The organism is Terriglobus tenax, assembly GCF_025685395.1.
Classification (GTDB): domain Bacteria; phylum Acidobacteriota; class Terriglobia; order Terriglobales; family Acidobacteriaceae; genus Terriglobus; species Terriglobus tenax.
Genome location: NZ_JAGSYA010000004.1, coordinates 2508866 through 2522753, shown reverse-complemented (window position 1 = coordinate 2522753; position 13888 = coordinate 2508866). Strand labels below are relative to the sequence as shown.

12 protein-coding genes and 1 tRNA gene are annotated in these 13888 nt (G+C 59.3%); 8 read left to right on the top strand and 5 right to left on the bottom strand.

Annotated features, from left to right (window positions below; genetic code table 11):
• The first annotated feature begins 81 nt into the window (after positions 1 to 81).
• From OHL13_RS16330 to OHL13_RS16320, 3 genes are read left to right on the top strand one after another with little or no spacing between them, the layout of a single operon-like run.
• On the top strand, positions 82 to 1611 hold the full coding sequence (locus OHL13_RS16330; protein WP_263411189.1) for an ankyrin repeat domain-containing protein: 1530 nt from the start codon (positions 82 to 84) through the stop codon (positions 1609 to 1611).
• A 60-nt stretch (positions 1612 to 1671) separates the two neighbouring features.
• Positions 1672 to 2388: a 3-keto-disaccharide hydrolase gene (locus tag OHL13_RS16325; protein ID WP_263411188.1), complete on the top strand. Its 717-nt coding sequence runs from the start codon at positions 1672 to 1674 to the stop codon at positions 2386 to 2388.
• A gap of 16 nt (positions 2389 to 2404) precedes the next feature.
• Positions 2405 to 2707 (top strand): hypothetical protein, encoded by a 303-nt coding sequence (locus OHL13_RS16320; protein ID WP_263411187.1) that lies wholly within the window; start codon positions 2405 to 2407, stop codon positions 2705 to 2707.
• Positions 2708 to 2782: 75 nt separating this feature from the next.
• Here OHL13_RS16320 and OHL13_RS16315 read toward each other — a convergent pair whose 3' ends face one another.
• Both OHL13_RS16315 and OHL13_RS16310 read right to left on the bottom strand, forming a co-directional pair.
• Positions 2783 to 3652 carry a dienelactone hydrolase family protein gene (locus OHL13_RS16315; RefSeq protein ID WP_263411186.1) on the bottom strand — a complete coding sequence of 290 codons (870 nt, stop codon included), beginning with the start codon at positions 3650 to 3652 and terminating at the stop codon, positions 2783 to 2785.
• Positions 3653 to 3777: 125 nt separating this feature from the next.
• On the bottom strand, positions 3778 to 5115 hold the full coding sequence (locus OHL13_RS16310; RefSeq protein ID WP_263411185.1) for an APC family permease: 1338 nt from the start codon (positions 5113 to 5115) through the stop codon (positions 3778 to 3780).
• Positions 5116 to 5179: 64 nt separating this feature from the next.
• Here OHL13_RS16310 and OHL13_RS16305 point away from each other — a divergent pair.
• A tRNA-Ser gene (locus OHL13_RS16305) sits at positions 5180 to 5273 on the top strand.
• A gap of 174 nt (positions 5274 to 5447) precedes the next feature.
• The gene (locus OHL13_RS16300; protein ID WP_263411184.1) at positions 5448 to 6086 is read left to right on the top strand and encodes a response regulator; all 639 of its coding nucleotides are present in this window, start codon (positions 5448 to 5450) and stop codon (positions 6084 to 6086) included.
• 41 nt (positions 6087 to 6127) lie between these two features.
• Here the strand turns inward: OHL13_RS16300 and OHL13_RS16295 are convergent, their stop codons facing one another.
• Positions 6128 to 9172 carry a sensor histidine kinase gene (locus OHL13_RS16295; protein WP_263411183.1) on the bottom strand — a complete coding sequence of 1015 codons (3045 nt, stop codon included), beginning with the start codon at positions 9170 to 9172 and terminating at the stop codon, positions 6128 to 6130.
• 300 nt (positions 9173 to 9472) lie between these two features.
• On the opposite strand from OHL13_RS16295, the gene OHL13_RS16290 reads away from it, so the two are divergent.
• Both OHL13_RS16290 and OHL13_RS16285 read left to right on the top strand, forming a co-directional pair.
• The gene (locus OHL13_RS16290; protein ID WP_263411182.1) at positions 9473 to 10783 is read left to right on the top strand and encodes an MFS transporter; all 1311 of its coding nucleotides are present in this window, start codon (positions 9473 to 9475) and stop codon (positions 10781 to 10783) included.
• Between the two features lie 49 nt (positions 10784 to 10832).
• The gene (locus tag OHL13_RS16285; RefSeq protein ID WP_263411181.1) at positions 10833 to 11462 is read left to right on the top strand and encodes an HAD family hydrolase; all 630 of its coding nucleotides are present in this window, start codon (positions 10833 to 10835) and stop codon (positions 11460 to 11462) included.
• A 147-nt stretch (positions 11463 to 11609) separates the two neighbouring features.
• Here the strand turns inward: OHL13_RS16285 and OHL13_RS16280 are convergent, their stop codons facing one another.
• Both OHL13_RS16280 and OHL13_RS16275 read right to left on the bottom strand, forming a co-directional pair.
• Positions 11610 to 11909, bottom strand: a complete 300-nt coding sequence (locus OHL13_RS16280; RefSeq protein ID WP_263411180.1) for a hypothetical protein — start codon at positions 11907 to 11909, stop codon at positions 11610 to 11612.
• A 106-nt stretch (positions 11910 to 12015) separates the two neighbouring features.
• Complete coding sequence (locus tag OHL13_RS16275) at positions 12016 to 12897, bottom strand: hypothetical protein (RefSeq protein WP_263411179.1); 882 nt, start codon at positions 12895 to 12897, stop codon at positions 12016 to 12018.
• A 516-nt stretch (positions 12898 to 13413) separates the two neighbouring features.
• Here OHL13_RS16275 and OHL13_RS16270 point away from each other — a divergent pair.
• The gene (locus tag OHL13_RS16270; RefSeq protein WP_263411178.1) at positions 13414 to 13866 is read left to right on the top strand and encodes a DUF6152 family protein; all 453 of its coding nucleotides are present in this window, start codon (positions 13414 to 13416) and stop codon (positions 13864 to 13866) included.
• Positions 13867 to 13888: the final 22 nt, after the last annotated feature.

The window sequence follows — 13888 nt, the reverse complement described above, 5'->3', positions numbered from 1 at the left end:
TGGCTTTTCGACGTACCCTACAATCCACTCTTTTCTGCCTGACGAAGCGGATCGCGGGCCTTTGATGGAAGGAGTGAGTCTATGTCTGAACGCCAGTTACCTGCGCGTCCGAATCTCGAACATCTTAAGAACCAGGCGAAGCTGCTTTTGCGCGAGGCGCTTGCCGGGGATAAGTCCGCCCTGAGCCGTTTCTCTCATGGTGGCGTAACCACCCAGCCAAAGCTTGCCGATGCTCTGCATGTGCTGGCGCGTGAGTACGGCTTTGACACATGGCCTGCGCTGAAGCTGCATGTGGAACTGGGTTCTGAAGACCCAGCTGAGGCACTTTCGGCGGCCATCCGCTCCAACAAGGCTGAACTGGTGCGGCAGGTATTGTCGCGGCATCCGAGTCTGCGGCAAACGATCAATGAACCGTTGAAGGGCTACGACTTTGGCACGCCGCCTCTGTTGGCAGCAACCTGGAACCAGAGCCGCGAGGTGGCGGAGGTGCTGTTGGAGTTTGGCGCCGATGTGAATGTGCGCTCGCAATGGTGGGCAGGCAGCTTTGGTGTGCTGGACTCGGCGAATCCTGAACTGGCGGAGTACCTGATCCAGCGCGGAGCCACTGTTGATATCCACGCGGCGGCGCGGCTGGGCAAGATCGAACGGGTCCGCGAGTTGCTGGAGGCCGATCCAAAGCTGGTACATGCGCGCGGTGGCGATGGGCAGCTTCCTCTGCACTTTGCAGCGACGGTAGAGATTGCCATGCTGCTGCTGGAGAGCGGAGCGGAGATCGATGCACGGGACATCGACCATGAATCGACGGCGGCGCAGTACATGGCATGTACGCGGCAGATGTATTCCTGGCGCGAGCCATACCGGCACGATGTGGTGCGCTATCTGCTGTCTCGGGGAGCAGCGCCGGACATCCTGATGGCTTCGGCGATTGGAGAGTTGGCGCTGGTGGAGCGGCTGCTGAATGAGAATCCTGATGCCGTGCATGTGACCGTGAGCGATCGGGACTTCCCGAAGCAGAATCCGCATTCGGGGGGAACGATTTACATGTACAGCTTTGGCAACAGCAAATCACCGCATGTGATTGCCCATGAGTTCGGACATAAGAATGTCTTTGACCTGCTGATGCAGCGCAGTGAGCCGTGGCTGCGGCTGTTGCAGGCAGCGGAGATCGGAGATATGTCGCTCGTCCAACAGATTCAGAAGACGACTCCGCTGGCAAAGCTGAGCGAGCGGGCTGCGCGACGGATTGTTGGAGTTGCGCTGCGGAACAATACAAGTGCGCTGAAGACTCTGTTGCAGTGCGGCTGGCCGGCGACGGCGACGATGGAGAACAACCAGACGGCGTTGCACTTTGCATCGTGGCACGGCAATGTGGAGGCGGTGGAGGCTCTGCTCCAGCGAGGGGCCACAGTGAACATCTTCGAAATGGAGTTCGGAGGCAGTCCGCTGGCGTGGGCTCTGCATGGCAGTCTGAATAGCTGGGAGCGGGATAAAGGTGATTACCCTGCGGTGGTGCGCGCGTTGTTGGCGGCAGGGGCGGCGATTCCAAAACCGAAGGGGCCGCTGGAGGCTTCCGAAGAGGTGCTTGCCATGCTGAAGAAGGAAGGGCTGTAACAGGGACAAAGTATGCGAGAGGAGATTGGTTTCATGGCGCGCGTGTAGGATGGTGTCGCCATGAAACTGTCTCTGATGCTTTGCCTCTCTCTCGCTGCAACGACGGCGCTTCACGCGCAGAACAATGTACTGTCTGCCAAAGACAAGGCTGCCGGATGGCAGATGTTATGGGACGGCAAGACGATGCAAGGTTGGCACGATGCCTCCGATAAGAGAGCTGCTGTAGAGGGTGCGCAGATTGTCGATGGAGTGTTGACGCTGCATCACTCGTCGTCGCACCAGGGCGATGTGGTTTCGGACGAGATCTTCCAGGACTTTGAACTGGTGGTGGACTTTCAGCTGACGCGTGGCGCGAACAGCGGCATCAAGTACTTCGTCAACGACAAGGTGAATGAAGCGGCAAAGTCGGTGATCGGTTTTGAGTACCAGGTGCTGGATGATGATGTGCATCCGGATGCCAAGCTGGGGCGGAATGGGAACCGCAAGACGGCGTCGCTGTATGACATTCTGCCGGCCGCGGAGAACAAGCCGGTGAAGCCGATTGGTGAATGGAACACAGCCCGCATTGTGGTGCACGTAACGCATGGTGAGCACTGGCTGAACGGCGTAAAGGTGCTGGAGTATGACCGCACCTCGCCGGAGTTCAAAGAGGCCCTGTCCCTGAGCAAGTTCAACCACTATGCCGGCTTTGGCGAGGCGAAGGATGGACATATCCTGCTGCAGGATCACGGCGACGTGGTGCACTTCCGCAACATCAAGATCCGCCGGCTGAAGTAGGCATCTAACCTGGCGTATGACGTCAGAGTTGAAACGCTATCCCGCTCCATGGCATGGCAAGGTTGTTCTGGCCTGCCGCAAATGCCAGAAGAAGCTGAAGAATGACGAAGCCCTGCACGCTCTGGCAAAGCTGAAGAAGACGGTCAAGCGCCACAACAAACTTCATCCGGAGATGGAGCTTCACCTCGTCAGCGTTGGGTGCATGGACCTTTGCCCGAAGCATGGTGTAACGGTGTGCGCGCCAGAGGATGATTCTTCGCAGCTTGTGATTCTGCGCAGCGAGAAAGACCTGGAACGAATTGCTGAGGGCATGGAATAAGGCCACCGGACAGGTGGCCTTATTGGCAAGAGAAGGTCGCGCGTTGCGATGGATGGGGCACCCGGTTTGAGGTCGTTATGCCAGGCGGCGCTTGTAGAGGGCCAGCAGTTCGGTCCAGGCCTTTTCCGCTCCAGGTTCGTTATAGACCTGGCTGCCTTTGACGGTCCATCCGTGGGCGCAACCGGGATAGACCTCAACCTTGGCAGGCACCTTGGCGGCAGCGAAGCTTTCCTTCAGAACATCCTTGGCCTTGGGGTCACGCTCATCGTCGTTGGCGGCGACAGCGGAGTAGACCTCTGCCTTCATCTGCGGAATAACGAGGTGCGGACTGTCGGGCTTGTCGGTGACCAGGCCGCCGCCGTGGAAGGTCGCGGCTGCGCCAACACGGTCCGAGACGACGGCCGCCGTGCGATAGGTGAGCGGACCGCCCATGCAGTAGCCCTGCACGCCGATCTTTTTCTTCTTGTTGGTCTGGGGCAGCGTGTCGAGGAACTTCAGGTAGTCCTTCGCATCGCTGATGTTGGCATCAGCCGCGGTGACAGAGGCAGCCAAAGGCATGACCTTGGCGCGGTCTTCGGGCTTGTTGAAGTCGAAGGTGCCATCCACGACCGGAGACTTGGCCTTGCGGTAGAAGGGGTTGGGGACAAGAACGACGTATCCCTCGGCGGCAAGACGGCGCCCCATCTCCCGGAAGACCGGGCGCAGGCCCAGGATGTCCGTCCAGATGAGTACGGCGGGCCAGGAGCCTTTGCCCTCGGGATAGAAGAGCGCGGAGTCGGAGACGCCGGAGGCCATGGGAACGTTGACGTCCTTTTCGACAACCTTCGCTTCCGCGTTGGCGCGGGCGGAGGTGAGGGCCACGGCTGCGGCAGCACCCAGACCAAAGGCCCGGCGGGTGAGGGTGGGATCGTGGGTCAGGCCCTGGTGAATGTGTTCATCGCACATGGGTGGCGCTCCTTTGAGTGTTGCGGTATGCGTAATGGACGAGTGAGGCTCGAAAGTCGTCGCGTGGGAATTGTAATTTCTCAACCGCCAGTACACGCGGGTCTCAATTGCGCGAGATACGCCCTTCACTTTGTAAAGGATGTGACAACAGGTGCATCTGGATTACGCCGTTTGCGCGCCAAAACCCAATACAAGAGCGGACCGATAGCAGCAATCAAGACTGAGAACAGTGCAGCGGAGATTCCGTAGGCCTGCTCATCCCGTGCGGCCCACAGTGCGAAGGCGATGAGTACGGCCGGGCCGAGGCCGAGGGTGATGGCGCCGACCAGGCCGCCGGGCACCTTGAAGGGGCGGATCATGTGCGGTTCGCGGAGGCGCAGAATGACCAGCGCGGCGAACTCCAGCAGAAGGCTGGAGCCCCAGAGCACGAGGTCCACGCTGATAAGCCGCTCAAACGTGAGCCCCAGGGCCAGTGCCCACAGGGTGGCACAGAAGAGGATGGCAACCCAGGGAACCCTGTGGCGGTTGAGCCGAGCGAAGGGTTTGGGCAGCAGGCCGTCCTGCGCCATGGCTAAGGGCAGGCGGGTGTAGGACATGGTGAGCGAGGTGAAGTTGCCGAGGCTGTCCATGGAGACGGCGACGGCGATGGCCGCGGCCAGGATAGGACCTCCGAAGAACCGTCCAGCGTCGACCCAGGAGCCGGTGGTGAAACCGGCAGGATCAAGCCCAGCCACCCACAGAACGCAGATAGGGATGGTGTAGGTGGCCATGGTCATGAAGGCGGCGGTGAGCATGGCGCGAGGGTAGTTGCGTTGCGGCTGCTCCACCTCGCCGGCAATGGTGGAGGCGTTGTCCCAGCCCATGTAGTTCCACATCGCGACGAGGATGGCTCCGGAAAGGGTGTATGTCGCTGGCTTGCCACCAAAGGCCGGGGCCTGGTGCCGGGCGGCGTGCCAGAGAGCAAAGATGATGAGCGCGACGAAGGGTGAGAGGCCGAGGAACATCATCTTTACCGAGCCCTCGCCGACGGCGTAGGCTCCACGCAGGTTCCAGAGCGTGGCGCACGCAATCACGGCCAGCTTGAGCAGCAGCGGCCAGTGGCCCTGGCCGAGCGCGGGAACGATGCGGCTGATGTACTCCACGAAGAGCGTGGGGTAGATGGCCATGTCAAAGATGGAGGCGGCGAGCGAAAGCCACGCCTCCTGAAAGCCCCAGAAGGGCCCCAGGGCGCGCCGGACCCAGGCGTAGAAGCCGCCTTCGAGGGGGATGGAGCTGGCTAACTCACCAATCATCAACGAGGTTGGCAGGCTCCAGACAAAGGGCAAAAGCACCAGAATCAGGATGGCGCGGCCGTATCCCGCCATGCCGAGGATGTCCTCAAGCCCCTGCGGACCACCGGCGACCATGTAGTAAATGCCTGCCAGCAGGGGCAGCAGGCGGAGCTTGCGAACCGATTTTTGCATTGCGATGGCTTTGACTGTACGGGAAATCGCGGCGTTCCGGTATACTGAAACCCTGTTGCACGCCGGAGAGATGGCCGAGTGGCTGAAGGCGGCGGTTTGCTAAACCGTTATAGGGCGTTAAAACTCTATCGGGGGTTCGAATCCCCCTCTCTCCGCCACTTCCCCTTCCTAAATCCCAATATTCCCTTGAAACGCTGGAATTCTCCGGTAGCGGAGTTGTGCCCTCGCTCGCGCTCAAAAATTGTGGGCATACTGCTCGAAAGTGTGACGCCAGCCCGGGCCCGGTAGTGTCAGTCTTAGATTTGCACCTCCATCCCCCTGGAGACCCACTGATGTCTACGAGCGATACCACACCCATTCGCATAATGACGGTCGACGATCATCCTCTGTTTCGCGAAGGCATTCGCGCCCTGATTGCACCGCAGCCGGATATGCAACTGGTTGCGGAGGCCTGCAGTTGCGCTGAAGCCGTTGCGATGTTCCGGCAGCACCGTCCGGACATTACCCTGCTGGACCTGCGCCTGCCCGACCGTGATGGACTTGCGGCGCTGGCCGACATTCGCGAGTACTATCCGGCGGCGAGAGTGATTATTCTGACAACCTACACGGGCGATGTGCATGCCGTGCGTGCGTTCAAGGCCGGCGCATCAGGCTACCTGTTAAAGGGGATGCTGCGCATGTACCTGCTGGACACTATCCGCACGGTTCATTCCGGCCAGCGCCGTATTGCTCCGGAGATCGCCTCACAGATTGCCGAGCATGCCGTTGATACCCCTCTTACACCGCGCGAGGTGGACATTCTGAAGCATGTCGCCTCAGGCAACGCCAACAAGCTGGTTGCCCGCAAGCTTTCCATCAGTGAAGAGACCGTGAAGGCCCATATGAAGAGCATTCTCTCCAAGCTGAGCGCGAATGACCGCACACATGCCGTCACCATTGCCATGCGCCGCGGCTTCCTGGACCTTCACTAGGATGGCGCTGGCGCGCGGCGCATGGGGCTGGGAGTTTGTGGCTACTCCCGCACACCATCCATACCCGAGCTCTGCGAGAAACGCCGCCAGAACCATTCATTTGAAAAGAGATTGCGCAGACCCACCTGCTGCACCCGCGCATTGGCATACGCAAGGCTTGCATCAACGGTGAGCTGAACACGGAACCCCGAAGGTTTGCGGTGTGCAAATGAGATTCGGCCGCCGATCTTGCGTGCGCGCTCTTCCATGCCCATCAGACCCCAGTGGCCATCTTTATAAGCGACCTTGCCGCCGGGCATGCCTTTCCCGTCGTCTTCAATCACCAACTGAAATTCATGGGGAAGATACGACAGTTTGCACCAGATGGTTTGCGCTTCGGCGTGCTCAATTGCGTTGTTGATGGCTTCTCTGCCAATGCAGAAGAGCTCATCCAGCATGACAGCGTGAAAGCGTCGCGGGTCGCCCTCGCTCTCGACGATCATGTTAGCCGGGGATTGAATGGACAGCATCGCGCCGGCATCTCGAAGCGCGTTTTCGAGCGCCTCGGGCGAGTCTGAAGTTGAACGCAGATCGCGCACGCGATCGCGGCCTTCCTGCACGACAGTTTCCGCGCGCTCCAGGGCCTGATGCATGACGCCGCGCTGCTTCTCATCGGCGATGGAAGTGTCTGCCAGGGCGCTGAAACGCAGGATGATGCCTTGTACAGCCTGCAGCAAGGTATCGTGCAGATCACGCGCGATGCGCTCACGCTCTTCAAGACGCGCCTGCAAACGTAACTGCGCGAGTTCGTAAACCTGGCGGAGGCGATAGCGCACGAACAGGGCGCCCAGAAGGGCCAGACTGGCGAGAGCAGCCAGCCTGACCTGCCAACGCTGCAGGAAGGCAGGCGGTACGCGCATCGAAAGACCCTGGGAGGATGGGCTCCACTGTCGGCCATCATAAGAGGCCTGCACTTCAAAGTCATACTGCCCGGGCGGAAGGTCGGTATAGACTGCCTGCCGTCGTTTGCCGGCAGTCTGCCAGCCGTAATCGACACCACGGAGACGGTAGCGGAAGACGAGACGCTGGGGAGCGTCAATGCTGACGGAACCATAGTCCACTTCAAGCGTGTGGATATGCGGCTTGAGCTGAATCTGCCGCAGGTCAAGCGGCTCGCCGTCCGCACGCACGCCGGCGATGATCGGTCGTTCAGCAATGGCGCGTTGCGCGGCCTTTGCTACATCCATGCGATAAACGCCGAGTTGCGTGGTGAAAACCACGCTGCCATCCTCGAGGCCGCGTGCGGTGGGCGTGAGGAACGATCGCAGAGGAATGCCTTCCACTCCATCCGAGGAATCGAAAACGTCAGCATCCACCGAGGTCTGCGTGTGGCGCAGGACCCCTTGCACCTGCTGTGCCGGGACATGCATAACGCCGACCGGAGTGTTGAGCCACAGATCTCCATTGCTGCAACGAACAAGGCCGGAGATACGATACGGAAATGGATTCGCCTTGATGGGCACAGGCAGAAACTGGCCTGCGTTCAGAAGCCCGATCCCCTTGTCCGTTCCAATCCAGATGCCTTCCTGGGCCGGTGTAAGGGCAGTGACGAATCCCATATCCAGCGCACGGTCACTTTGAAGGCCCTGCTCAGGGTTCCAGCGAATGACATGGCCATCGCGCGTGCCGACGATCACATCATCACCCAGCACCGCCATAGAAGTAACCGCCACACGGGCCAGAGCCGGGAGCGGCTGCCATGTGGTGCCTGTCCAGTGAACAACGCCGGCACCGTACGCAACGATCCAGAGGCCACCGTGCCCGTCTGCATGCATGGAGGTCACAGTCTTTACAGGTGCATTCGAGAACGATGGCAGCATAGTCCACTTCTTCTCAGTAAGAAGACCCACGCCTGCTTCCGTGGCAATCCACACGCCCCCTTTCTCCTCGCTGGTGACGGAGGTGATTTTGCGGAAGGTGGTGGGCAACGCCGCAGAGGGCTTCAGGTTGCCCTCGGAATCGCGGAGCCAGGCTCCGCCGCTGAAACCAACCAGCCAGAATCTTCCACCCGCAGCGGGAGCGATACCAAGGTAGGCGCGATCCAGACCTTCATCCACGCGAGCCAGCGCGCTGGTGTGAAAGCGATCCACACCACGCTCTGTACCCACCCACAGGCTTCCGGAGCGATCTACATAGTTGCTCATGACCTGCTCGGAGGTCAGGCCGTCGCGTTCATGGAACGCCTCGCGGCGAGAGGTTTCGGAGAGAAGATGCGTTTGAGAATCCGGCCATACCTTAAGGATGCCGGCACCGCGCTCAGTTGCCCACAGCACACCTGTGTTGTCGATGCGCACATCCGGCGCGGCGTACTCGTATTGCCACGAGAGGACACGGCGATGTTCTGCCACGCCATCCTCAATCGCGATGAGCCCTTGCGGGGTGCTTTCATACAAACGCCCTGCCGGATCGACCGCGAATGGGAGATAGCCGGAAAGCGTATCCATATGGTGCTCAAACCGCTTTGCGTTCGGGCTGAGCGTGAAATAGCCGGGGACAAAGGTACGCACCACGAGCGAGCCGTCTCCGCGCACAATGCAGGTGACGGACATATTCGTGGGCAGGCCCATCTCCGGGCCGACCGGATGAAATGCGTGTCCATCAAATGCTGCGAGCCCCATGGTCGTGGAAGCCCAGAAACGACCGTCCGGCGCTTGGAGAAACTGCGTGACACCGCCGCGTGGAATGCCCTTGCTGAAACGCGAGACGGTTCCATCGTGATGCAGGAGCGTGACGCCCGCAACGAAGTTTCCGATCCAGAGATCTCCGTTCGGCGTCGGCTTCAACGCATAGATGTCGGCAGGAGAGGCGGGCCCATCATCGACGGCAAAGATCCGCTGAAAGCCGGAACCGTCAAAACGATAAAGCCCCTGGCGGGAACCCAGCCACAGCGCACCGTCCACACTCTGTTCAAATGCCATAACGCTTGCCGGAGCACCATCGCGCCCGGTCCAGTTCATGTGCTGCATGCCCTGCAGCACATGGGGCTGCGGTGGCTGCGACTCCGCCGCCTGTGCTGCCGTGGCTGCGAAGAGAGCGCACCACGCCAACAGGCAACACCGAAGTCTCCGAATGCAGCTTGATGAGTTGAGCCGTCCAAGGCTTCTCAGTGCGGACGGAAAAGGTGCTGCTGGGGGATAGCAAGAGGAGGTCATGGCGTGTACGCTTAGACTCCGCAATCGGAAACTGCAAAACATCACCCGATGGGGTAGGTTCCACGCGCGTGGACACACAATCAACCGCATCCTCCTGGACGCATGCCTTGGCGACTGTTGCCTGCTGCTGCTAGTCTTTCGTGCGACACAGGAGCCGCGGTTTGCGCTGCGCTGTTTGTCACACACAGGGCAGCCATGGCATTTGAAGCGACCGATTCCCGCACCAGCGCAGCACCGCAGCAGCTCGCCGCGCATCCGGACCTGAAGAAGCGCTGGTACTACATTCTGCCGGTGGTCTTTGTGACCTATAGCCTGGCGTATGTTGACCGTGCCAACTATGGATTTGGCGCGGCGGCAGGTCTGGCGGATTCGCTGCAGATTACACCGACGCAGTCCGCACTGCTGGGATCGCTGTTCTTCTTCGGCTACTTTGCCTTTCAAATTCCTGGAGCGGCTTATGCGCGGAAGCGTTCTGCACGGCTGCTCATAGGGCTGGCCCTGGCGAGCTGGGGCATTCTTGCCTCGCTGACCGGCGTCATCAAACAGTACTGGGTGCTGGCGCTGGACCGCCTGCTGCTGGGCGCGGCGGAAAGCTTTATTCTGCCGGCCATGCTGATTCTTCTGACGAAGTGGTTTACGCGGTCAGAACGGTCGCGCACCAACACGCTGTTGTTACTGGGCAATCCTGTAACGGTGCTATGGATGTCCGCCGCAACCGGGTACATGATCAAGGCCTTCGGATGGCAGATGACCTTTGTGATGGAGGGCATGCCGTCGGTGGTCTGGGGCGTGATCTGGTTCCTCGTCATCCGCGACAGCCCCGAAGAAACATCCTGGGTTGCGCCGGAAAGCGCCACCGCTCTGCGCGACGTCCTGACCAGGGAACAAGCTGTGCTGCCGAAGGTTGCCAACCTGACGAGTGCGTATCGCAACCCCCGGGTGATTCTGCTTTGCGTGCAGTATTTCCTGTGGAGCGTGGGCGTGTACGGGTTTGTGCTCTGGCTGCCCGTGATGATCAAGAGCGGATCGTCGCAGGGCATTGGCATGACCGGCCTGCTTAGCGCCTTGCCGTATGCCTTTGCCATTGTGCTGATGCTGCTGGTGAGTTACTTCTCCGATCGCATGGCGAGGCGTGCGCACTTCGTATGGCCGTTCCTAATGCTTGCAGGCGCTGCCTTTTTCGGTTCCTACCTGACGGCAAATCATAGCTTCTGGATTTCCTTTGGCTTTTTGATTCTTGCCGGAGGCGCCATGTATGCGCCGTATGGACCGTTTTTTGCGATTATTCCGGAGATGCTGCCGAGCAATGTTTCCGGTGAAGTAACGGCGCTGATTAATAGCCTGGGCGCGCTTGGATCCTTTACCGGCACTTACTTCGTTGGCTTTCTGCAGGGACGCACTGGCAACTCACAGGCAGGATATCTGCTGATGGCGATCGCGTTGACGCTTTCCGGACTGTTGATCCTTCCGCTCAGAACAGAGCCTCGCCAGTCGGCAACGATGTGAAGCCTCGGCTTTTACTGTCCTTTTCCATGACAAACCTATACTGGAGAGAATGACTTTTACGTCACCGTTCTCCCAGGCAATTTCTCAAGCGTCAGGTCTGATCTTCGACTGCGACGGGACCCTTGTCGACACCATGCTGGCGCATCAGTATGGACTTGAGAAGGCGCTGCAACGCCGTGGGCTGGTGCTTCCCACGGAGTGGTTTTATCAGAACCACTCGATTACGGCGGATGCCCTTCTGCAGAAGTTTGAGGCTGAGGGGCTGGGCAGGATCGAGGACAAAGATCGCGTACTGACAGAGCATCAGCAGTATTTCCGGGAACATCTGCACCTGCTGCAGGAGGTTACGGTCGTCAGCTCGGTTGCCCGAGAGTTCAAAGGGAAGATGCCACTCGCGGTAGCCTCCAATGGAAATCGCGCGAATGTCATCGTGACCCTGGAAGCCATTCACCTGCTGGATTGCTTTGACGAAATTGTTACGCGCGAAGATGTGGTCCATGGCAAGCCAGCGCCGGATATCTACCTGGAAGCTGCACGCAGGCTCGGCGTATCTGCTGATCGCTGCGTGGTCTTTGAAGATTCAGAGACCGGCCTCGTAGCTGCACGAGCCGCAGGGTCCATTGTGGTGGATGTCAGAGAGTACTATCAGCCCTCCTGGCAACCAGCGGGACATCACTGACTGCCAGAGTGCGCGGACTGTGAGAGATAGAGCGACTTTGCGGCAGCGCGAAAGCTTCTGACGTGTCTCAGTTCCATGCGATTCCACCTGGTTATCATTCTCGACCAGAAGGATTCCCATCGTGACCGGCTTGCGGACCGCTCTCGTTCAGGGCAACTGTTGTTCCGGATGACGATCATGGCAGGAAGCGCAGCTTTTCTGCAGAGCTGTATAGCTTTCCAGCGCCCCCTGTATTTCTCCTGCGGATGACTGTGACTGGATCCTCTCCGCAAGCTGGATCGTTGCCTGATTGATGCGTCGTACCTCTTCGAATTTTTCGGTCTGCCAGAGAGGCTCGTCTTCGTGAAGTAACTGTGCGATGTCTCGACTGAGAGTTGCTGCTTTGGCGCCATCCTTCGCATCAAGAGCATCGCGCAGATCGTCACGCGTATCCTGCAGCTTGTCCATACGGGCCTTCAGCTCGGCACGCCTGTCCGGGGTGGCGGCCCCCATCGTGGAGACCGCCAGAATGGTGAGAAGGAAGAATCGTTTCATCATCTCTTGTCCAGATCACTTAGTCGGGAATATTTGTGACTGCGGGATGGCTCTTATCGGGGGGCGGAGGCAACGGAGCCAGCTTGCCATAGCCGCGCTGTCCATCGGGGCCGATGGGGCCGGGGCCGGGACCGATGTGCGGGGCGTCGACATTGTCTTCAGCGCAGGAGTATTCCTTCACTTCGTCCGTCGGCTTGCCCAGGAGCCAGGTGCGCTGGTAGTGAACCGGCTCGGTGTAGAACTTGGGATCGGTGACGGTCATCTCGACGTGAAGGTGGCCAATGTCAGGACGTGTCCAGCGTTCGACGACATGCTGCTGGTCGCTATGCGGATTGGCGTTTTCATCAGCCCAGGTGCGCTGTTCCTTGAATGCGGTGGAGTCGATGACGAAGGTGTCGCCTTCCCAGGAACCGATCTCTTCGCCAAAGAAGGAAGGGTCAGGATCTTCGGCGTGCTTGCGGCCATCAAAGGGTACAAGACGGTAGGTGGTGTACCAGTAGAGGAAGACGGCATGGTCCGCGCCCTGCAGCAACTGGAAGGGCAGACCGCTGGCATTGTGGCGCGGCAGACCGCCAACGATGCAGACCGCTTCGGGATCGACGGTGTGCTCCAGGTTGTACTTCAGCGCGGCTTCGCCGGCAGGCGTGAAGGGCAGCTTGTAGGCGGGATAGTCCTTGCCGAGGTTACCGGTTGGCCGGTCTTTCCTGGAGGGAATCCAGTAACCGGAGAGGTCAGGATGCCCGTTGAGGCGGGGCGCCGGGCCTTTGGGAAGGTCAGCTTCATTGCGCGAGAAGGGTGAGTTCTCGCGGCCGGTAACGTCAGGTGCCTTTGCGGACTTCTGCTGAGCCCATACGCTGGCAGAGCCAGCGAGAAGTACCGACAGTGACACAGATGCACTCAAGCGCAGGATTGCTTTCATCAGGAAAACCCTTTCCAGTCAACCTGAAACGATGCGCCATCGCACACAGAGACGAGGGCTCGCACAAGGTCTTTTTTTCTTTTTTGCTATTGGGATGTATGACAGAGATTGCCAACACGAACACATGCAGACGTGAGGACGCGAATGTCTAGCGACAGGCGCAACAACAACACGTACGTTCCAGCATGTAATGGCCGAACATGAGCCAAACGTAGAGCAAGTCCATGCACGGCGTCAAGTACTCTCGCTTGACACAGGAAAGAAACTGGACTTAGAGTTCAGCTAATGCATTCGCGATTCAGCATGCCGGGTTGTTGTTGCTCCTTCCAGAAGTAATGGACGGGACAACGCAGGCATGCGCGCGTAAGAAAGCACGAAATCCATAGGCCACTGGCCGGAATTCGCTTTCTTCTTACTCCGCAAGGTTTTCGAAGCCCGTTCCTCGTGAACGGGCTTTTGCATTTCGATCTACCCAATCCACAACACAGGAAAGACACCATGAAGAACAGGTTTGTTCTCTCAACTCTTGGTGCATTGGCGCTAGCGACGGCCAGTGCGTACGCCCACCACTCCTTTTCCGCGGAATTTGACGGAAGCAAGCCCGTCCGCCTGGTTGGCAAACTGACCCGCGTGGAATGGACCAATCCACACTCGTACTTCTACGTCGATGTTGTGGACAAGGATGGCAAGGTTACGAACTGGGGATGTGAAGGCGCAGGCCCAGGAGCGTTGAGCCGCCGCGGCTTCAAGAAAGGCGATTTGAACATCGGCGACACGATTGTCGTGGATGGATACCGCGCGAAGGATGGCTCTCACCTGATTGATGGACGCCGCGTGACGTTGCCCGATGGCCGCAGCATCTATGGCGGAACCCCCGGAGATGGCGGACCTGGCGACGATGGCTCAGTACAGGGCGCGCTGCCAAACACCAACAAGCCTGCAGGCAAGTAAGCCATGCAGTTTTCTTTCGTCG